Origin of the sequence: Pseudonocardia halophobica (assembly GCF_050948485.1) — a bacterium.
In the GTDB taxonomy this organism is placed as follows: Bacteria; Actinomycetota; Actinomycetes; order Mycobacteriales; family Pseudonocardiaceae; genus Pseudonocardia; species Pseudonocardia halophobica.
On the sequence record NZ_CP192046.1, the window covers coordinates 7,265,898 to 7,285,817 of the forward strand.

Sequence of the window (19,920 nt, forward strand, 5' to 3'; positions counted from 1 at the left end):
AGTGATCCTGACACCTGCACGGTCGCTCAGGTGTTCGCTAGACTCGCGGCGTGCACGAGGGCATCCCGGACTTCGCGATGCCGTCCGAGCAGGAGGTCCGCCGGGCGGCCGACTCGCTGCGCCTGCTCGCCGACCCCACCCGCATCAAGATCCTCTGGGCGCTGCTGCAGGGCGAGACCTCGGTGGCCTGCCTCGCCGAGCTGGTCGGCGCGGCCCCCACGGCGGTGAGCCAGCACCTGGCCAAGCTGCGCCTCGCCGGGCTGGTCGAGGGCCGGCGCGAGGGCACGTTCATCTACTACACCGCGGAGAGCGCCCACGTCCGCGCACTGCTCACCGAGGCGCTGGGGCAGGCGGCGGTCGCCATCTGACGCACTGGCGCCCGCGTCGCTCCCCGATCCGGCGTGCCATCGGGGCGGACGACTGAGCTGCGGACCATGATCGCCGCTCGGTGCACTCACGGCCTCTCCGGTAACCGTCAGCGCTCGGAAACAGCGATCATGTCGAGGCAGGGCGGTCGGGCACCTGAACTCTCCGCGCCCGAGCAGCCGACGGGGCCGATCGCGGGTCATGATCGCTACACCGCTGCCATCACGGCTCCTCGTGGAGCCATCCCTGCGCAGAAACAGCGATCATGCCGGCGCAACTGCCATCACCACCCAGGACCGCCGGCGCTCGCACAGGATTCCGGCACCTCGCACACCAGGCGAGGCCGATGTGCCGCGCTCCGATCCCCGTGCCACCGGTCGGCGGACCATGCTCGCCACTCCAGTGCACTCGCGGCTCCCCGAGAAACCGTCGGTGCACGGAAACAGCGATCGTGTGGGAGCGGCGGCGCCCGGGCCGGCGTCCTCGCGAGCACTGCTCGTGAGGCTCGCAGCGCCGCCGGTGCACCCGATCAGCGATCTTGCCGACGGTCGAGCGAGCCACCGACCCTCACCGACCCGAGCGGATGGTCGGGGGCTCGCCCGTGGTGCCGCGGTTGACGCCCGTCAGGCCGCGCTTCCGAGGGTCGCCGCCGTAGGCCGCGTGGATGCGGGGGCCGGCCGCGGTGAGCCCGCCGTCGACCGTGATCTCCTCGCCCGTCACGAAGCGGGAGGCGTCGTCGCACAGGAAGGCGATCACCTCGGCGACGTCCTCGGGCCGCCCCACCTCCGGCCACGGCTGCACCCCGTCGAGGGCCCGCGCCGGGTCCCGCCCGACCAGCGGCGTCGCGATCACGCCCGGGCACACCGCGTTGACCCGGATCCGGTCCTCGGCCAGCTCGACGGCCGCGACCCGCGTCAGGTTGAGAACCGCGGCCTTCGCCGCCGAGTAGGCCTGCGGGCCGGCCCCGCCGCCGTGGGCCGCGATGGAGGCGACGTTGACGATCGCGCCGCCGACCCCGGCCGCCCGCATCGCCCGCGCCCCGTGCTTGACGCCGAGGAACACCCCGCGGACCAGCACGGCGAAGGTGTAGTCCCAGTCCTCGACCGCGAGGTCGGTGAGGGCGCCGAAGGCCCCGCCCACGCCGGCGTTGTTGACCACCGCGTCGATCCGGCCGTACTCGGCGACGCACCGCGCGACCGCCGCCTCGACCTGCGCCTCCTCGGCCACGTCGACGCGCTCGAAGGCCGCGCCCAGCTCGGCGGCCGCCCGCGGGCCGGTTTCCGGGTTGAGGTCGGCGAGCAGCACCGACCACCCCGCGGCGCGCAGCCGGGACACGGTGGCGCGGCCGATCCCGCTGCCTCCGCCGGTGACGAGGGCGACGGGAGGAGCGTCGTGATCGACCATGCCGGCGACGCTAGCGCCCGCGCCGCGCTTCGACGACCTCACGCACCGCCGGCCGGGTGCCGGCCCGGGCGACAACTTTTCCGGCCAGGACCGTCACATTCGACCGCCGGACGGAGTCGGAGAGAGGTGAGCACGCTACACAACCGGGATCCGCGGCCGGAACCCCTAGGGGATCCGGCGAGCCGGATGGGGACTTTCTCCGGATCCGCGCACACGCAGCAGGCGGCAGGGTGGTTCCCGTGCTGCTGCGCCCCTCGTCACCGACTGCGGTGGCCGGTGGGCCGTCCGGGACGCGCCGTCCGACGGGTGCGCGCCCGGTCCCGCCGGTCGGGGGGAGGGCGACGGGCGCAGTGGCAACTCCGGCCGGGGGGCCGGAGGCCCGGCGATCGTGGGGGTGCACGGAAGTGAGGTCGATCGCGGGCGTACCCGCGGGACCGGCTGCCGGGGGGACGGCAGCCGGGCCCGCGGATCTCCTCGCCACCGAGCTGCCCTGCCACGGACCCGGCGGCGGGATGTGGTTCGCCGACGACCCCGCCGACCTCGACCGCGCGAAGGCCGCCTGCCGCGGCTGCCCCATGCGGGCCGAGTGCCTGGCCGGGGCGCTGCGGCGGCGCGAGCCGTGGGGCGTGTGGGGCGGCGAGATCTTCCAGGAGGGCGTGGTCGTGCCCGTCAAGCGCCGCCCCGGCCGCCCGCGCAAGCATCCGCGCTGAACCGCGTGCGCAGCTCACGGCAGACCGGTTTCCGCAGCTCACCGGGGGTCGTGAGCGCGTACCGCCCCTCTAGGGGCAGTTCGCGCTCACGGCCTGGCGGGCCGACATCGGGTCCGGGGCGGCGCAGGCGGCCGCGGCCAGGGCCCGGCACTGCTCCAGGGTGAGGCCGGCGAGCGAGGCGCCGACCGCGGCCAGCGCGCCGGAGCCCATCGAGAGCGTCGCGACGCCCAGGCCCACCAGCACGGGGGCGAGGGCGGGATCGGCCGCGGCCTCGCCGCACACGCCGACCGGGACGCCGGTCTCCGCGGAGGCCTCGCCCAGCATCCGGATCAGCCGGAGCAGCGCGGGCTGCCACGGGTCGTTGAGCGCCGCGACCGGACCGGACTGGCGGTCCGCCGCGAACAGGTACTGAGCCAGGTCGTTGGTGCCCACCGACACGAAGTCCACCTCGGCCATGATCTCCCGGGCCACCAGCACGGCCGCCGGGATCTCGATCATCACGCCCGCGCTGGTGATCCCGTGCGCGCGGCACCGCTGCACGAAGAAGCGCGCCTCCTCGGCGGTGGCGACCATGGGCGCCATCACCTTCAGCTCGGCGCCGGTCTCCTTCGCCGCGGCGGCCAGCCCGGCGAGCTGGCGCTCCAGGACGTCGGCGCCGATCCCCGGCACCCGCGCGATCCGCAGGCCCCGCACACCCAGCGCGGGGTTCGGCTCGCCGTCGAGGGTCAGGAAGGGCAACGGCTTGTCGGCACCGGCGTCGAGCGTCCGGGCGGTCACCGGCTTGCCCGCGAACGCGCCCAACACGCCGTCGTAGACCTCGCGCTGCCGCTTCTCCGAGGGCTCCTCGGCCGCGGACAGGAAGGCGAGCTCGGTCCGGAAGAGGCCCACGCCCTGGGCCCGCCGCGCGGCCGCCGCGGCCGCGCCGTCGGCGTCGCCGACGTTGGCCAGCAGCGGGACGGGATGCCCGTCGGCGGTCCGGCCGACGCCGTCCCACTCGACGGCCTCGACCGCCTCCACGATCACGGCCGCCTCCTCGGCCGACCCGACCTCCTCGACGGAACCGGCGCCGCCGTCCACCACGACGAAGGCGCCCTCGACCAGCTGCCGCGCCCCCGCGCAGCCGACGACGGCCGGGATGCCCAGCGAGCGGGCGAGGATCGCGGTGTGGCTGGTCGGCCCGCCCTGCTCGGTCACGAGCGCGAGCGCGATGCCCGGGCGCAGGCCGGCGGTGTCGGCGGGGGCGAGGTCGGCGGCGACCAGGACGGCGGGCTCGGCCAGGTCGGCCACGCCCGGCGCGGGCAGGCCCTGCAGCTCGGCGACGATCCGATCGCGGACGTCGCGCACGTCGGCCGCCCGCTCGCCCATGTAGCCGCCCATCGCGGCGAGCATGTCGGCGAAGGTGTTGGCCGCCTCCCAGACCGCGCGGGGCGCGGGCCGGCCGCCCTCACGCACGAGGTTCTCGGCGTTCTCGAGCAGGGCCGGGTCGCCGACCATCGTGATCGTCGCCTCGAGGACGTCCTTCGCGTCGCCGGACGCGGCGTCGGCGCGGGTCTGCAGACGGGCGGAGACGAGCTCCATCGCGGGTCCGATCCTGCCCGCTTCGGTGTCCGGATCGGTGGGAACGGGCCCGACCGGAGGCTCGCCGGGGGCGTCGGCGACGCGCACGACGCGTCCTCCCGCACGCCCGGGACTGGCAGGGATGCCGTTCAGCTGCATTGCGAACTCCCTCGATCCGTTCGGATGACTTCGGCGTGACCCGTTGACGAACTCCAGTAAAACCCACATACTCGGAAACAAGCAAGCAGATTCGGGCACCGATCCGGGAGCGAACGAAGATGTACGCAGCGGAGCGTCAGCAGTGGTTGCTCACCCGTACCCGCGACGCGGGGCGGGTCGACGTCGGTGCCGTGGCCGAGGAGCTGCAGGTCACGCCGGAGACGATCCGGCGCGACCTCGGCACCCTGGAGCGCCAGGGCCTCGTCCGCCGGGTGCACGGCGGCGCCATCCCCGCCGACCGCCTCGACTTCGAGCCCGCCATCGGCCAGCGCGACACCGTGGCCGGCCCGGAGAAGGAGCGCATCGCCAAGGCCGCCCTCGCCGAGCTCGAGGGCTGCCTGACCGTCCTGCTCGACGCGGGCACCACCACGTCCCGGCTCGCCTCGATCCTGCCGACCGACCGCGAGCTGACCGTCGTCACGAACTCGCTGCCGATCGCCTCGATGCTCGCCACCCGGCCCAACGTCGTGCTGCGGCTGCTCGGCGGGCGCGTCCGCGGCACCACGATGGCGGCGGTCGACGACTGGATGACCGACACCCTGGCCACCCTCACCGTCGACGTCGCGTTCCTCGGCACCAACGGCTTCTCCCCGGAGCGCGGGCTCACCACGCCCGACCCGGCCGAGGCCGCCGCCAAGCGGGCCATGATCGCCGCCGCCCGCCGCGCCGTCGTGGTGGCCGACGCCGCCAAGTACGGCACCGACCAGTTCGTCCGCTTCGCGCGGCTGGACCAGGTCGACGCCCTGGTCACCGACACCGGACTCGACGACGCGGCCACTGCCGCCATCGAGGCCGCGGGCCCCCGCGTCGTCCGGGCCTGACCCGCACACGACCGACTCCACGACCGACTTCACGAGGAGGTGAAGCCTTGATCGTCACCGTCACCCCCAACCCCAGCCTCGACCGGACCGTCGAGCTGGCCGGGCTGGTCCGCGGCGAGGTGCACCGGGCCCTGTCCGTGCGGCTGGACCCGGGCGGCAAGGGCGTCAACGTCGCCCGCGCCCTCACCCGCGCCGGTGTCGACGCCCTCGCGGTGCTGCCCTCGGGCCGCGCCCCGGGCGGGCGGCTCAACGGCCTGCTCGACGCCCTGGGCGTCCCCGCCGTCACCGTGCCGATCCACGGCGCCACCCGCTCCAACATCACGCTCGTGGAGCCGGACGGCACCACGACGAAGATCAACGAGAGCGGCCCGGTGCTCACGCCGGAGGAGGTCGAGGAGGTCACCGAACAGGCCGTGGCCCGCTCCCGCGGCGCCGACTGGCTGGTGACCTGCGGGTCGCTGCCCGAGGGCATGCCCGTCGACCTGCACGCCACCCTCGTCCGGCGGGCCGGTACCCGGACCGCCGTGGACACCAGCGGGGCCCCGCTCGCCGCCGCCGTCGCGGCGCGGCCGGACCTGGTCAAGCCCAACCACGAGGAGCTGGCCGAGCTGGTCGGCCGGCCCCTCGCCAGCCTCGGCGACGTCCTCGCCGCGGCCCGAGAGCTCCGCGCCGCCGGGGTCGGCGCGGTCCTCGTCAGCCTGGGCGCCGGCGGCGCCGTGCTGGTCGAGGAGTCCGGCGAGTACCACGCCGCGACCCCGCCCGTGACCGTGCGCAGCACGGTCGGCGCCGGCGACGCCACCCTGGCCGGGTTCCTGGCCGCCGGGGGCGCCGGGCCGGACGCCCTCGCCCGCGCCGTCGCCTACGGCGCCGCGGCCTGCCGCCTGCCGGGCAGCGAGATGCCCGGACCCCACGAGCTCCCGCTCGCCGACGTCCGCGTCGGACGCCCGCACGCCGATCTCGTCCTCACCGGAGATGCCGCATGACCGAGCAGTCCGCCCTGATCACCGCCGATCTCGTCGACCTCGACCTCCCGTCCACCGACCGCCGTGCCGCGGTCGGGGCGCTGGCCGAGCGGCTGCAGAAGGCGGGCCGGGTGACCGACCTCGCGCAGTTCCTCGCCGACATCGAGGCCCGCGAGCAGCAGATGCCGACCGGGCTCGAGGGCGGGATCGGCATCCCGCACTGCCGGTCCGCCGCCGTCACCGTGCCGAGCCTCGCGTTCGGCCGCAGCACCGCGGGCGTCGACTTCGGCGCCGAGGACGGGCCGGCCCGGCTCGTCTTCATGATCGCCGCGCCCGAGGGCGGCGACACCGACCACATGACGGTGCTGGCCGCGCTGGCCCGCCGGCTGGTCCGCAAGGCGTTCAAGGACGAGCTCCTCGGCGCGACCGACGCCGGGCACGTCGCCGACTACATCCGGAAGGAGGTCGGCGCGTGAAGCTGCTGGCCGTCACCGCGTGCCCGACGGGCATCGCGCACACCTACATGGCCGCCGAGGCCCTCGAGGTCGCGGCGGAGGAGGCCGGGCACGAGATCGTCGTCGAGACGCAGGGCTCGGCCGGCTCCACCCCGTTCACCCCGGAGCAGCTCGCCGGCGCCGACGCGATCATCCTCGCGGCGGACGTCGAGGTCCGGGACAAGGACCGCTTCGCCCACCTGCCCACGGTGACCGCCGGGGTGAAGAAGGCGATCGGCGGGGCACCGGCCCTCATCGAGCAGGCCGTGGCCGCCGCCGAGGCGGCGCCGAAGGGTTCCGCGCCCGCGGCCGCCGCCGAGCCGCAGCTCGCGGTCAAGCAGACCGGCCCCGGCACCGCGTCGAAGGTCCGCGGCTGGCTGATGACAGGCGTCTCGTACGTCATCCCGTTCGTCGCCGCCGGCGGCCTGCTGATCGCCCTGGGCTTCGCCCTCGGCGGCTACCAGATCTCCGACGCCCCGTCGGTCACGGAGAGCTTCTCCTGGACCTCGCACACCAGCTGGGCGGCACTGCTGTTCCAGCTCGGCTCGCTGGCCTTCGGCCTGCTCGTGCCGGTGCTGTCCGGCTTCATCGCCTACGCGATCGCCGACCGGCCCGCGCTCGTGCCGGGCTTCGTCGGCGGCCTGGTCGCCGTCGAGGTCGGCGCCGGGTTCATCGGCGGCCTCGCCTCCGGCCTGCTCGCCGGTGGCCTGATCTTCTGGATGAAGAAGTGGAAGGCCCCCAAGGCCATCGCCGGGATCATGCCGGTGCTGGTGCTGCCGCTGGTCGGCACGGCGATCATCGGCGGGATCATGTTCGTGGTGATCGGGCAGCCGCTCGCCGCGATCACGACCGGCCTCACCAACTGGCTCAACGGCCTGTCCGGCAGCAACGCGATCCTGCTCGGCGCCCTGCTCGGCCTGATGATGGCCTTCGACATGGGCGGCCCGGTGAACAAGGCCGCCTACGCCTTCGCCGTCGCCGGGCTGTCCACCAACTCGCAGACCGCGCTGCTGATCATGGCCGCGGTCATGGCCGCCGGGATGACCCCGCCGCTGGCCATGGCGCTGGCCACCACCGTCCGGAAGAAGCTGTTCACCGAGGCCGAGCGGGAGAACGGCCGGGCCGCCTGGCTGCTCGGGGCCTCCTTCATCACCGAGGGGGCGATCCCCTTCGCCGCCGCCGACCCGCTGCGCGTCATCCCGTCGCTCATGGCCGGATCCGCCGTGACCGGTGCCCTGTCGATGGCCTTCGGCTCCACGCTGCGGGCCCCGCACGGCGGCATCTTCGTGGTCCCGCTGATCGGCAACCCGTTCGGCTACCTGGTGGCGATCGTCGCCGGGACGCTCGTCTCCGCCGCGATCGTGATCGTCCTCAAGTCGGTGGGCCAGAAGAAGAAGGCCGCCGCCACCACCGAGTCCACGTCGGCGCCCCGCGCCGCCGCCCACGCCTGATTCCGTAGGAGAGATCGTCATGGCCGAGCGCCGCGTCAAGGTCGGATCGTCCGTGGGGCTGCACGCCCGCCCCGCCAACCTGTTCTGCAAGGCCGCCGGGCAGCAGCCCGCGAAGGTCACCATCGCCGCGGGTGACCGCGGCCCGGTCGACGCCCGCAGCATCCTCTCGGTGCTGGGGCTCGGCGTGAGCTCCGGTGAGGAGGTCGTCCTGACCAGCAGCGACGACGCCGACGGCGAGGCCTCGCTCGACGCGCTGGCCGAGCTGCTCGCCACCGACCTGGACGCCGTCCCCAGCTGACCTGCGGCGTCGCCCCCCGTGCGCGGTCGGTGGTGCTCCGGCACCACTGACCGCGCACAGCCGTGTCGGCCGGCATGTCAACGGCGGGTTACGGCCTCCCGCCAGCGATGGCCCCGCCTCGGCGCAGGCGCGACGATGGCCGGTAGTCCCGCCGTTCCCGACGCCGCGAGCGGCCCCTCCCGTGAACGGAGCCCCACCACGGTGACCGCGAGCGCCCACCGCACCGAACTCCTCGCCCCGGACTCCCTGGCCGCGCACTCCGGGGTCGTCTCCGAGACCGAGCACAGCGCCCTGCGCGCCGACATCCGCAGGCTCTCGACGATGCTCGGCCAGACCGTCGCGCTGCAGGCCGGCGACGAGGTGCTGGAGCTGGTGGAGGAGGTCCGCAAGCTCGCCCGGGAGGCGGCCGGCGAGAGCGGCGACCCGGACGCCGTCACCCGCCGGCTGTCCGGCCTCGACACCGGCACCGCCGTCGTCCTGGCCCGGGCCTTCTCCCAGTACTTCCAGCTGGCCAACGTCGCCGAGCAGCTGCACCGTTCGCGCGAGCTGCGCAGCCTGCGCCCGGCGGACCGCCGTCCGCTGCACACCGTGATGGAGCGGCTGGCCGCCGAGGCCGACCGCGGCGCGGTGCAGGAGGTGCTGGCCCGCGCCCAGCTGCGGCCCGTGTTCACCGCGCACCCCACCGAGTCGTCCCGGCAGTCCGTCCTCGCGATCCTCCGGCGGGTGGCCGAGGGGCTCGACCACGGCGCGTCGGACGACGAGCTGGGCGCCCTCGTCGACCTCCTCTGGCAGACCGACGAGATCCGGCCCGGCAAGCCCACGGTGACCGACGAGGCCCGCGGGGTCGCCTGGTTCATGGAGCAGCTCGGCACCCGCACCGTCCCCGACCTGGTCGGGGAGTTCGAGGCCGAGGTGCGCGCGCACGGCTTCCAGGTCCCGCCGGACTCCCGGCCGTTGAGCCTGGGCTGCTGGGTCGGCGGCGACCGGGACGGCAACCCGAACGTCACGCCCGAGGTCACCCGCGAGGTCCTGGAGCTGTACACGGACCGCGCCCTGAAGATCCACGGCGCCCTCGTGGAGCAGCTCATCCAGGAGCTGTCGATCTCCACCCGCGTGATGGGCGTGTCCGAGGAGCTGCGCGGCGCGCTGGCCCGCGACCGGCGCGCGCTGCCCGAGGTGCACGACCGGTTCATCCGGCTCAACGCCCACGAGCCCTACCGGCTCCACCTGAGCTACCTCCAGGCGCGGCTGGAGAACACCCGCAGCCGGATCGCGAACCGGGACCCACACGTCGCCGGGCGGGACTACCTGGGCGTCGCCGACTACGTTGCCGACCTGGGCGTGCTGGACCGCTCGCTGCGCGGGCACCTCGGCGCCCGGATCGCCGACGGCACGCTCGCCCGCGCGCTGCGCGCGGCCCGGGCGCTGGGCCTGCACCTGGCCGAGCTGGACATCCGCGAGCACAGCCAGAAGCACCACGACGCCCTCGGCGCGATCTACGACGAGCTCGGCGAGCTGGACAGGCCGTACGCCGAGCTGACCCGCGAGGAGCGCCGCGCGCTGCTGTCGAAGGAGCTGCTGGGGCACCGCCCGCTGATCCGCCGGCACTACGGCGTGCCCGAGGCGGCGGCCCAGGTGATCGCGACGTTCGACATGCTGCACGAGGTCCAGCACGAGTTCGGGCCGGAGGTCGCCCGGACCTACATCGTGTCGATGGCCCAGGACGTCGACGACCTGCTCGCCGTCGCCGTCCTCGCCCGCGAGTCGTACATGGTGGAACTGCGGACCGACCCGCGCTCGTCCGTCGACCTGGTGCCGCTGTTCGAGACCGTCGAGGAGCTGTCCCAGGCGGGCACGCTGCTCGAGGGGCTGCTGTCCGACCCGGGCTACCGGCGGCAGGTGCGCAACCGCGGCGACCTGCAGGAGATCATGCTGGGGTACTCGGACTCCAACAAGGGCGCCGGGATCACCAGCTCGCAGTGGGAGATCCACCGGGCCCAGCGGCAGCTGCGGGACGTCGCGGCGAAGCACGGCGTGAACCTGCGGCTCTTCCACGGCCGCGGCGGCTCGGTGGGCCGCGGCGGCGGGCCGGCGGGCGAGGCGATCGCATCGGCGCCCTACGGCTCCGTCGACGCCGCGATGAAGCTCACCGAGCAGGGCGAGGTCATCTCCGACAAGTACTCCCTGCCCACGCTGGCGCACGACAACCTCGAGATCCTGCTCGCCTCGATGCTCGACGCGAGCGTGCTGCACAAGGCCTCCCGCTGGCCGGACGAGACCCTGGCCCGGTGGGACGAGGTCATGACCTGCGTGTCCGAGGCGGGCAAGAAGGCCTACCGCGAGCTGGTCGGCGACCCGGCGCTGCCGGAGTTCTTCACCGCGGCCACCCCGGTCGACGAGCTGGGCCGGCTCAACGTGGGCTCCCGGCCGTCGAAGCGCCCGGGCAAGGGCACCCCGTCGCTCGACGACCTGCGCGCGATCCCGTGGGTCTTCGGCTGGACGCAGACCCGGATGGTCGTCCCCGGCTGGTACGGCCTGGGCAGCGGGTTGAAGGCGGCGCGCGACGCGGGCTACGGCGAGGTCCTCGACGAGATGCGCGAGTGGGCGTTCTTCGCCAACCTGCTCGGCAACGTCGAGATGACGCTCGCCAAGACGGACCTGCGGATCGCCTCCTACTACGTCTCGACGTTGGTCGAACCCGGCCAGCAGGGGCTGTTCGAGCTGATCCGGGCCGAGCACGGGCGCACGCTGCGCGAGGTGCTGGCGCTGACCGGCGACCCGGTGCTGCTCGACCGGCACCCGGTGCTGCGCAACACCCTCGCGGTCCGCAACGGCTACCTCGAGCCGCTGCACCACCTGCAGGTCGAGCTGCTCGACCAGCGCCGCCGCCGGGGCGAGGACGACGCCGACCTCGAGCGCGCCCTCCTGCTCACCATCAACGGCATCGCGGCGGGGATGAAGAACACCGGCTGAACGATCGAGCGAGCGGCGCTTCCGCTCATACCTCATGATCGAAAGCGCCGCTCGCTCATCGCACCGAGCTGCGGGAACGCGGGACGGCGATGTCCGTGGGCACGCCGCGTCCGCGCAACACCACCGGCTCGCCGAGCTCCCAGCGGCGCGCCTCGTCGGGGCTCGCCAGGGCGAGCGCCGCGCCCGACGCCGCGATCCCGCCGCGGGACTTGGCGAGGTCGGTGAGCCGCGCGGCCTCGTTCACCGGGTCGCCGATCACCGTGTACTCGTAGCGTCGCGGGTCGCCGACGTTGCCCGCCACGGCGTCGCCCGCAGAGACGCCGATCCCCGCCGCGAGCTCGGGCATCTCGTCCGCGAGCCGCTCGCGCAGCTTCCGCGCGGCCGCCAGGGCGCAGCCGGCCGGGTCGTCGACGGTCACCGGCGCGCCGAACACCGCCAGCGCGGCGTCGCCCTCGAACTTGTTGATCCAGCCGCCGTGCTCCTCCACCACGCCGACGACGACCGCGAAGAACCCGTTGAGCACCTCGACGACCTCGGCGGGCGGCCGCTCCGTGGCCATCGCGGTGGAGCCGACGAGGTCGACGAACAGCACGGCGACGCGGCGGACCTCGCCGCCGAGCTCGGCGTCGTCGGACGCGGCGGCGGCGCGGGCGACGTCCTGCCCGACGTGCCGGCCGAACAGGTCCCGGATCCGCTCCCGCTCCCGCAGGCCCTCGACCATCGTGTTGAACCCGGCCTGCAGCCGGCCGAGCTCGGTGTGGTCGTAGACGGGGACGGAGACGTCGAGCTCGCCCTTCTCCACCCGCTGCATCGCACGCCGCACCGCGATCACCGGGTCCGCGGTGGACCGGGCGGAGCCGATGGTGGTGAGCAGACCGGCGAAGAGCGCGGCGCCGCCGATGCCGAGGATCATGACGGCCAGCCGGTCCACGGTGACGTCCTGGAACACCAGGGCCGTGGTCCCGGCCAGGAGCAGGCCGAACACCGGGACCGCCGTGCCGAGCGCCCAGAACAGGACGGGCCGCAGCAGCACGCCCGGGAGGGCCCGGCTGCGCGGCGGCACCCCGGCCAGCACCACGGACGCCGGCCCGCGCAGGATCCGCTCGCCCAGCAGGTAGGACAGCGAGCAGGTGGCGATCCCGCCGATGGTGATCGTGGCGGCGACCGAGAAGGCAAGCCGGGCGGAGAACTGCAGGTTGAGCAGCCCGAACAGCACGACGGCGCCGGCCCAGAGGAAGGCCAGCACCACCACGAGCCGCAGCGGGCCGTAGAGCACGAGGCGCCGCGCGCGCCGGGCCGGGTCGACGCGGGCTCCGGGGCCGTGGAGCCGGAACAGCGCCCGCCCGACGGCCAGCCCCACCGGCGTGACGACGACCAGGTACCCCGCGAACACCGCGATGTTGACGAGCCGGACCTGCCCGGGGTCGGCGACCCGCCCGTCCGGCACGACCCACGCGGCGAGCACGAACACCACGGCCGCTCCGCCGAAGTTCGCGAGGATCACCGCGACGCTGAGCAGCAGCCGGAGCGGCAGCCCCAGCACGAAGCCGCCGGGCCGCAGACGGTCCGCCATGGGCGGAGTCTAGGCCGAACGGGTGTCGGCCATGCTGGGGGACATGACGGAGCTGGAGGTCTGGCGCGGCGGCACCCGTGGGCCCGCCGTGCTGCTGCTGCACGGGCTCGGGGCGACCGGCCGGGTGTGGGACGGGATCGCCCGCGCCCTCGGTGACCGGGCGTGGGTCGCGCCGGACCTGCCCGGCCACGGCCGGTCCGCGCCGCTGCCGGAGTACACGTTCACGGCGATCGCCCAGGCGGTGGCCCCACTCGTCGACCCCGCGGGGACGGTGGTGCTCGGGCACTCCTTCGGCGGCGTCGTCGCCCTGCACCTGGCGGGTCGGCCCGGTGTGCGCGCGGTGGTCGGGCTGGGGATCAAGGTGGCGTGGACGGCCGACGAGCTGGCCCGCGCCGCCGCGCTGGCCGCCCGCGCCCCGGCGGAGTTCGGCACCCGCGAGGAGGCCGTGGCCCGGCACCTGCGCGTCGCCGGGCTCGACGGCCTGGTCGACCCGGCCGACCCCGCGCTCGACGGCGCGGTCGCCCGGACCGGCGAGAACTGGCGGACCGCCCTCGACCCGAGGGCCTTCGGCGTCGGCGACCCGCAGGTGGCGGCCCTGCTGGCCGCCGCACCGGTGCCGGTGGTGCTGGCCCGGGGCGAGCACGACCCGATGGTCACGGCGAACCAGCTGGCCGCACTCGTCCCGGCGCCCGTCGACCTCCCGGGCCTCGGCCACAACGCGCACGTCGAGGCCCCGGAGGCGGTGCTCCCGCTCCTCGGTTAGCGGACCGTCCCGACCAGGTGCACCGCGCCCTTCCGGTTGCGGACGGCCAGGTCCCAGCCCTCCTTGGCCTGCTCCGTCACCAGCTCCACGGTCGACGGCAGCAGCAGCGGCTTGCGGAAGCCGACCTCGTACGTCGCGGCGTCGGGGACCCGGCCCTGCAGGGCGGCGAGGGCCCGGGCCGCCGTCCACATCCCGTGGGCGATCGCCCGCGGGAACCCGAAGGCCTTGGCCGTGACGGGGTTCAGGTGGATCGGGTTCACGTCCCCGCTGACCGCGGCGTAGCGCCGGCCGGTGTCCGCCGGCACCCGCCAGACCGCCGCGCCGGGACCGTCGACCTCGGGCAGGTCGGGCAGCTCGCCCGCGAGCCCGGTCGGGGCCTGCGCGCCGCGGGCCAGGTAGGTGCTGCGCCCGTCCCAGACCCGGTCGCCGCCGACCGACACCTCGGCCACCAGGTCCACCTGCGCCCCACGGGGGTGCGCGGCGAACCGCTCGGCCCGCACCCGGACGTCGAGCTGCTCGCCGAGCCCGATCGCGCGGTGCACCGTGATCCGGTTCGCGACGTGCACGAGCCCCGGCAGCGGCAACGGGAACGACCGCGCCGCCATCAGCTCGATCTGCAGCGGAAAGGCCAGGACGTGCGGGAACGTGAGCGGCAGCCGGTCGCCGAGCGGGAAGCCGCACACCCCCGCATAGTCCGCGAGGTGCCCGACCTCCGGCGTGACCGACCGCTCGAGGACGGTCCCCGGCAACGACCGCGCGCGCCCGGGCAGGACCGCGCCGACGGCCGCCTTCGCGTACAGGCCGATCATCACGCCCCCAGCATCGACTGGCCGCACACCCGCACGACCTGCCCGTTGACCCCACCGGACTCGGCCTGGCCCAGCCAGCCGATCGTCTCGGCGACGTCGACCGGCAGACCACCCTGGCGCAGCGAGTTGACCCGCCGCCCGGCCTCCCGGGTGCCGACGGGCATCCTCGCGGTCATCTCGGTCTCGATGAAGCCGGGCGCGACCGCGTTGATGGTCACCCCCCGCTCGGCGACGACCGGGGCGAGCGCGCGCACCATCCCGATGATCCCGGCCTTGGACGCCACGTAGTTCGCCTGCCCGCGGTTGCCCGCGATGCCGCTCTGCGAGGACACGCAGACGATCCGGGAGCCGTCCTGCAGCAGCGTCCCGTCGGCCAGCAGCGCCTCGGTGATCCGCAGCTGGGCGCGCAGGTTGACGTTCAGCACCGCGTTCCAGCGGTCCGGGTCCATGTTGGCCAGCAGCTTGTCCCGGGTGATGCCGGCGTTGTGCACCAGCAGGTCCACCCGGCCGTGGCGCTGCGTCAGGTGGGCGACCAGCCGCTCCGGGGCGTCGACGGCGGTGATGTCGAGCTGCAGCGCCGTGCCGCCGGTCCGGTTGGCCACCTTCGCCAGGTTCTCCCCGGCCGCCGGGATGTCGACGACGACGAGCGTGGCGCCGTCGCGCGCGAGGGTGTCGGCGATCGCCGCTCCGATGCCCCGGGCCGCGCCCGTGACCACCGCGACCCGCCCGGCCAGCGGCTTCTCCGGCGCCGTCGGGCTGTCCATCGCGGCCGGGTCCTGCGGGGAGCCGACCGGCGCCCCGACCCGGACGACCTGCCCGTCGACGTAGGCCGAGCGGGCGGACAGGAAGAACCGCACCGAGCTGTCGACGGCGGCGGGCGGCGCGTCGGCCGCCACGACCAGCAGGTTCGCGGTCGCGCCCGCCCGCAGCTCCTTGGCGATGGTGCGGACCAGCCCGTCGAGCGCCTGGGCGGTGGCGGCGGCCTCGACGCCTGCGAAGGCGGAGCTCGCGGAGCCGACCGTCGAGGCTGCTTCGGCGGGTTCGGGGCCGAGCAGCAGCAGCCGTCCGGACGGGGCCAGCTTCCGCACGGCCGGGGTGAGGATCGCCCGGGCCGCGGCGAGGTCGTCGAGCGTGACGGCCGCCGTCAGGTCGACGACGACCGCGGCGAGCTTCTGGTCCCCCACCTCGTCGACCACGTGCTGGCCGGACTCCTCGACCAGCGCGGCGATCGGCTTCGCGAAGCGGCCGGCGCCGACCGAGGTGACGAGCGCGGGGCCGGGCAGGAGCGCCTGACCGGGCTCGTAGCGGCGCAGCAGCGGTACCCGCGGGACGCCGAGCCGCCCGGCGAGCGCGGTGTTGGACAGGTCGCGGAAACGGTCGTTGCTCATCTCAGGCCGCCTCCAGGATCGCGACGACGCCCTGGCCGCCGGCGGCGCAGATCGAGATCAGGCCGCGGGCCTTCCGCCCGCCCTCGCCGGTGCCCTTCTCGTGCACCAGCTTCGCCAGCGTGGCGACGATCCGGCCGCCGGTCGCGGCGAACGGGTGCCCGGCCGCGAGCGACGAGCCCGTGACGTTGAGCCGCGACCGGTCGATCGACCCGAGCGGGGCGTCGAGGCCGAGCCGGTCCTTGGCGAACTCGACGTCCTCCCACGCCTTGAGGGTGGCCAGGACCGTGGAGGCGAAGGCCTCGTGGATCTCGTAGAAGTCGAAGTCCTGCAGGGTGAGGCCGTTGCGCTCGAGCAGGCGCGGCACGGCGTGGACCGGCGCGGTGAGCAGCCCGTCCCGCCCGTGCACGTAGTCCACGGCGGCCGTCTCGGCGTCGACGAAGTGGGCCAGCACCGGGAGCTTGTGCTCGGCCGCCCACTCGTCCGAGCCGAGCAGAGCCAGCGCGGCGCCGTCGGTCAGCGGGGTCGAGTTGCCCGCGGTCATGGTCGCCTCGTCGCCGAACTGCTTCCCGAACACCGGCCTGAGCTTCGCCAGCTTCTCGACCGACGAGTCCGGGCGGAGGTTGTCGTCGCGGGTCAGGCCCAGGTACGGGGTGACCAGGTCGTCGAGGAAGCCGCGCTCGTAGGCGGCGGCGAGGTTGCGGTGGCTGGCCGCCGCGAGCTCGTCCTGCGCCTCGCGCGAGACGCCCCACTCCTTCGCGGTGATCGCCGCGTGCTCGCCCATGGACAGGCCCGTGCGCGGCTCGGAGTTGCGCGGGATGTCCGGCACGATCTGTCCCGGCCGGAGCTTGGCCAGCAGCTTCAGCCGCTGCTGCACCGTCTTCGCGCCGTTGATCGCGACGAGCACCTTGCGCAGGTCCTCGTTCACGGCGATCGGTGCGTCGCTCGCCGTGTCGACCCCGCCCGCGACCCCGCTCTCGATCTGACCCAGCGCGATCTTGTTCGCCACCAGGATCGCGGCCTCCAGACCCGTCCCGCAGGCCTGCTGGACGTCGTAGGCCGGGGTGGACGGCGCGAGCCGCGAGCCGAGCACCGCCTCGCGGGTGAGGTTGAAGTCGCGCGAGTGCTTGAGCACGGCACCGGCGACCACCTCGCCCAGACGCTCGCCGGCCAGCCCGAACCGGGCCACCAGGCCGTCGAGCGTGGTCGTGAGCATGTCGAGGTTCGACGCACGGGCGTAGCGCCCGTTGGCGCGCGCGAACGGGATCCGGTTGCCCCCGATGACGGCGGCGCGCCGCGGTGTGGACGGCATGGCGTTCCCTCCTGTGCGGATGAGCCCTGCGGTGGTCGCGGTGGTATCGGTATTACCCGCGAGTAGCCAGAACTCACAGTACCCGGTACCGTCGGTCCCATGAAGCCGGAGGCGAAGCTCGCGGAGCCGACCCTCGATCCGGCCCGTGACCGGCGCGACTCCCGGTGGGACGCCCACCGCGAGCAGCGCCGTGCCGAGCTCGTCGGTACCACCGTCGCGGCGATCCGGCAGCACGGGGCCGGCGTGGGGATGGACGAGATCGCCGCCGCCGCGGGCACCTCCAAGACCGCGGTCTACCGGCACTTCCGGGACCGCACGGGGCTGTACGCCGCGGTGTGCGAGGCGGTCGCGCGCGTGCTCACGGGGCAGATCCGGCGCGCCACCGACCGGGCGCTGGCCGAGGGCGCGGGCCCGCACGCCGCCGTCGCCGCGGGGATCGACGCCTACCTGCGGCTCATCGAGTCCGACCGCGAGGTGTACCGGTTCGTGGTGCACCGCCCGCTCCTCGGCGCCGCCGTCGCCGGCGCGGATCCGGTCACCGACCTGGTCACCGTGATCGGCGACCAGGTGGCCGCGGTGATCGAGACCCACCTGCCCGGCGCCCCCGCCGCGCGCACCTGGGGGCACGCGCTCGTCGGCATGGTCCGCGGGGCCGCGGACGACTGGCTCGCCCGCCCCACCGGCACCACCCGGGGCGAACTCACCGCCCGTCTCACCGACCTCGCCTGGTCCGGGCTCGCCGGCCTGGCGACCACACCGACTGCAGCTCGCGACGCGAGCACCAGCACAGCAGGAGGCACCGCATGACGCCGTCCGTGGACGCGCTCCGCACGACGCTCGACGGCCGCTGGGCCGACGTCCGGAGCTCGGTCCGGGAGCAGATGTCCCGGTTCCGCCCGGTCGACCCGGACCTGTCGACCGAGGAGTACCGGGCGAAGATCCTCGAGCTGGTGCGCGAGCTCGCCGAGACCGGCCAGCCGCACACCGGGTTCTCGCCCGAGTACGGCGGCAAGGGGGACGTCGGGGGCGTCGTCACCGCCTTCCAGACCCTCGGCTACGGCGACCTGTCGCTGCTGGTCAAGGCCGGTGTCCAGTGGGGCCTGTTCGGCGGTGCCGTACAGGTGCTCGGCACCGAGCGGCACCACGAGCGGTACCTGCGGCAGATCATGGACGGCGAGCTGCTCGGCTGCTTCGCGATGACCGAGACCGGGCACGGTTCGGACGTCCAGCACCTGCGCACCACGGCGACCTACGACCCGGTCGCCGAGGAGTTCGTGATCGACACCCCGGAGCCGGGGGCGCGCAAGGACTACATCGGCAACGCGGCACGCGACGGCCGGATGGCGGTCGTGTTCGCCCAGCTCGTCACGCGCGGGGAGACCCACGGCGTGCACGCCTTCCTCGTCCCGATCCGGGACGATGCCGGCGCCGCGATGCCCGGCCTCGAGATCGGCGACTGCGGACACAAGGCCGGGCTCAACGGCGTCGACAACGGCCGGCTGACCTTCCGCTCCGTGCGGGTGCCGCGCGAGGCCCTGCTCAACCGGTTCGCCGACGTCTCGCCGGACGGCACCTACTCCAGCTCGATCGAGAACGAGGGCCGCCGCTTCTTCACCATGCTCGGCACGCTCGTCCGCGGGCGGATCAGCGTGGCGGGCGGCGCCGGCAGCGCGTCCCAGAAGGCGCTGACCCTGGCGATCCGCTACGGCGAGCGCCGCCGGCAGTTCGCCGACCCGGGCACCGGGCAGGAGACCGCGATCCTCGACTACCGCGCCCACCAGCGGAAGCTGCTGCCGGCGCTGGCCACCACCTACGCGCTGCAGTTCGCGCAGGACGACCTGGTCGCCGAGATGCACCGGCTGCAGGCGCCCCACACCGATCGGCAGGGTGCGGAGCCGGACGAGACGGCGCAGCGGGACCTGGAGAGCCGGGCCGCGGGCGTCAAGGCCATCGGCACCTGGCACGCCACGCGCACCATCCAGACCTGCCGCGAGGCGTGCGGCGGCGCCGGCTACCTCTCCGAGAACCTGCTGCCGCAGCTCAAGGCGGACACGGACGTCTTCACCACCTTCGAGGGCGACAACACCGTCCTGCTCCAGCTGCTCGCCAAGAACCTGCTGACGGACTACGGCAAGAGCGTCCAGAAGCTCTCGCCGCTCGGGCTGGCCCGGTTCGTCGGCGGTCAGGCGCTCGACGCGGCCGTCGAGAAGACCGGCGTCAACAAGCTGCCGCGCCGGCTCCCGGGCCGCGGCTTCCACCCGCGGGACCGGGCCGAGCAGCGCCGGCTCCTCGCGAACCGGGCCGAGCACCTGCTCGCCGGGGTCGCGCGGCGGCTGCGCCCGGCGCTCGGGAAGGGCGCCGACCAGTTCGCGATCTTCAACGCGGCGCAGGACCACCTGCTCGACGCCGCCCGCGCGCACGTCGACGTCCTCGTGTTCGACGCGTTCGTCGCCGGGATCGAGCGGGCGGCCGACCCGTCGGTGACGGCGCTGCTGGAGACGGTGTGCGACCTGCACGCGCTCGCGACGATCGAGCGGGACCGCGCCTGGTACCTCGAGCACGGCCGGCTCACGGCGGCCGAGACCCGCGCCGTCGTCGCCGCCGTGAACGAGCTGTGCGGCGAACTGCGCCCGCACGCCCGGCTGCTGGTCGACGCCTTCGGCATCCCCGAGGGCTGGATCGCCTGCCCGCTGCTCGAGGACCCGGCCGCGGAGAGCGGCGCGACGGCGTCGGTGCCGGAGATGGTGGGCTGAGCCCTGCCGGAGGTTGAGCCGATGGGCTGAGAGTCACACGTCGTTCGACGCCGTAACGGTCCTCGTCACT

Annotated in this window: 17 protein-coding genes; 11 read left to right on the forward strand and 6 right to left on the reverse strand. The window is 74.7% G+C overall.

Going from position 1 to position 19,920, the window contains the following annotated elements:
- Positions 1 to 50: 50 nt before the first annotated feature.
- On the forward strand, positions 51 to 368 hold the full coding sequence (locus tag ACQP04_RS34725) for an ArsR/SmtB family transcription factor (RefSeq protein ID WP_433504662.1): 318 nt from the start codon (positions 51 to 53) through the stop codon (positions 366 to 368).
- Positions 369 to 933: 565 nt separating this feature from the next.
- Here ACQP04_RS34725 and ACQP04_RS34730 read toward each other — a convergent pair.
- Positions 934 to 1,770 (reverse strand): SDR family NAD(P)-dependent oxidoreductase, encoded by an 837-nt coding sequence (locus tag ACQP04_RS34730; protein WP_433504663.1) that lies wholly within the window; start codon positions 1,768 to 1,770, stop codon positions 934 to 936.
- 404 nt (positions 1,771 to 2,174) lie between these two features.
- Between ACQP04_RS34730 and ACQP04_RS34735 the strand changes: the two genes are divergently transcribed.
- Positions 2,175 to 2,480: a WhiB family transcriptional regulator gene (locus ACQP04_RS34735; protein ID WP_433504664.1), complete on the forward strand. Its 306-nt coding sequence runs from the start codon at positions 2,175 to 2,177 to the stop codon at positions 2,478 to 2,480.
- A gap of 69 nt (positions 2,481 to 2,549) precedes the next feature.
- Here the strand turns inward: ACQP04_RS34735 and ACQP04_RS34740 are convergent, their stop codons facing one another.
- Positions 2,550 to 4,196 (reverse strand): phosphoenolpyruvate--protein phosphotransferase, encoded by a 1,647-nt coding sequence (locus ACQP04_RS34740; RefSeq protein ID WP_433504665.1) that lies wholly within the window; start codon positions 4,194 to 4,196, stop codon positions 2,550 to 2,552.
- Between the two features lie 119 nt (positions 4,197 to 4,315).
- On the opposite strand from ACQP04_RS34740, the gene ACQP04_RS34745 reads away from it, so the two are divergent.
- From ACQP04_RS34745 to ppc, 6 genes are all read left to right on the forward strand, one after another.
- Positions 4,316 to 5,077 carry a DeoR/GlpR family DNA-binding transcription regulator gene (locus tag ACQP04_RS34745; protein ID WP_433504666.1) on the forward strand — a complete coding sequence of 254 codons (762 nt, stop codon included), beginning with the start codon at positions 4,316 to 4,318 and terminating at the stop codon, positions 5,075 to 5,077.
- A gap of 47 nt (positions 5,078 to 5,124) precedes the next feature.
- The gene (pfkB, locus tag ACQP04_RS34750) at positions 5,125 to 6,060 is read left to right on the forward strand and encodes a 1-phosphofructokinase (RefSeq protein WP_037045201.1); all 936 of its coding nucleotides are present in this window, start codon (positions 5,125 to 5,127) and stop codon (positions 6,058 to 6,060) included.
- Complete coding sequence (locus ACQP04_RS34755; RefSeq protein WP_433504667.1) at positions 6,057 to 6,515, forward strand: PTS sugar transporter subunit IIA; 459 nt, start codon at positions 6,057 to 6,059, stop codon at positions 6,513 to 6,515. The genes pfkB and ACQP04_RS34755 overlap by 4 nt, the downstream gene beginning before the upstream one ends.
- Positions 6,512 to 7,984: a PTS fructose transporter subunit IIC gene (locus ACQP04_RS34760; protein WP_433504668.1), complete on the forward strand. Its 1,473-nt coding sequence runs from the start codon at positions 6,512 to 6,514 to the stop codon at positions 7,982 to 7,984. The genes ACQP04_RS34755 and ACQP04_RS34760 overlap by 4 nt, the downstream gene beginning before the upstream one ends.
- Positions 7,985 to 8,003: 19 nt before the next feature.
- Complete coding sequence (locus tag ACQP04_RS34765; RefSeq protein ID WP_433504669.1) at positions 8,004 to 8,282, forward strand: HPr family phosphocarrier protein; 279 nt, start codon at positions 8,004 to 8,006, stop codon at positions 8,280 to 8,282.
- 201 nt (positions 8,283 to 8,483) lie between these two features.
- The gene (ppc, locus tag ACQP04_RS34770) at positions 8,484 to 11,255 is read left to right on the forward strand and encodes a phosphoenolpyruvate carboxylase (protein WP_433504670.1); all 2,772 of its coding nucleotides are present in this window, start codon (positions 8,484 to 8,486) and stop codon (positions 11,253 to 11,255) included.
- 55 nt (positions 11,256 to 11,310) lie between these two features.
- Here the strand turns inward: ppc and ACQP04_RS34775 are convergent, their stop codons facing one another.
- Positions 11,311 to 12,828: an adenylate/guanylate cyclase domain-containing protein gene (locus ACQP04_RS34775; protein ID WP_433504671.1), complete on the reverse strand. Its 1,518-nt coding sequence runs from the start codon at positions 12,826 to 12,828 to the stop codon at positions 11,311 to 11,313.
- A 43-nt stretch (positions 12,829 to 12,871) separates the two neighbouring features.
- Here ACQP04_RS34775 and ACQP04_RS34780 point away from each other — a divergent pair, with 43 nt between their 5' ends.
- Complete coding sequence (locus tag ACQP04_RS34780) at positions 12,872 to 13,591, forward strand: alpha/beta fold hydrolase (protein WP_433504672.1); 720 nt, start codon at positions 12,872 to 12,874, stop codon at positions 13,589 to 13,591.
- On the opposite strand, the gene ACQP04_RS34785 is transcribed toward ACQP04_RS34780, so the two are convergent.
- From ACQP04_RS34785 to ACQP04_RS34795, 3 genes are read right to left on the reverse strand one after another with little or no spacing between them, the layout of a single operon-like run.
- Positions 13,588 to 14,400 carry a MaoC/PaaZ C-terminal domain-containing protein gene (locus tag ACQP04_RS34785; protein WP_433508496.1) on the reverse strand — a complete coding sequence of 271 codons (813 nt, stop codon included), beginning with the start codon at positions 14,398 to 14,400 and terminating at the stop codon, positions 13,588 to 13,590. The genes ACQP04_RS34780 and ACQP04_RS34785 overlap by 4 nt on opposite strands.
- Positions 14,400 to 15,788: a 3-oxoacyl-ACP reductase gene (locus tag ACQP04_RS34790; RefSeq protein ID WP_433504673.1), complete on the reverse strand. Its 1,389-nt coding sequence runs from the start codon at positions 15,786 to 15,788 to the stop codon at positions 14,400 to 14,402. The genes ACQP04_RS34785 and ACQP04_RS34790 overlap by 1 nt, the downstream gene beginning before the upstream one ends.
- A 1-nt stretch (position 15,789) precedes the next feature.
- Complete coding sequence (locus tag ACQP04_RS34795; RefSeq protein WP_433504674.1) at positions 15,790 to 17,097, reverse strand: acetyl-CoA C-acetyltransferase; 1,308 nt, start codon at positions 17,095 to 17,097, stop codon at positions 15,790 to 15,792.
- A gap of 99 nt (positions 17,098 to 17,196) precedes the next feature.
- Here ACQP04_RS34795 and ACQP04_RS34800 point away from each other — a divergent pair, with 99 nt between their 5' ends.
- Both ACQP04_RS34800 and ACQP04_RS34805 read left to right on the forward strand, forming a co-directional pair.
- Positions 17,197 to 17,904 carry a TetR family transcriptional regulator gene (locus ACQP04_RS34800; RefSeq protein WP_433504675.1) on the forward strand — a complete coding sequence of 236 codons (708 nt, stop codon included), beginning with the start codon at positions 17,197 to 17,199 and terminating at the stop codon, positions 17,902 to 17,904.
- Positions 17,901 to 19,850 (forward strand): acyl-CoA dehydrogenase family protein, encoded by a 1,950-nt coding sequence (locus ACQP04_RS34805; protein ID WP_433504676.1) that lies wholly within the window; start codon positions 17,901 to 17,903, stop codon positions 19,848 to 19,850. The genes ACQP04_RS34800 and ACQP04_RS34805 overlap by 4 nt, the downstream gene beginning before the upstream one ends.
- Positions 19,851 to 19,920 lie beyond the last annotated feature (70 nt).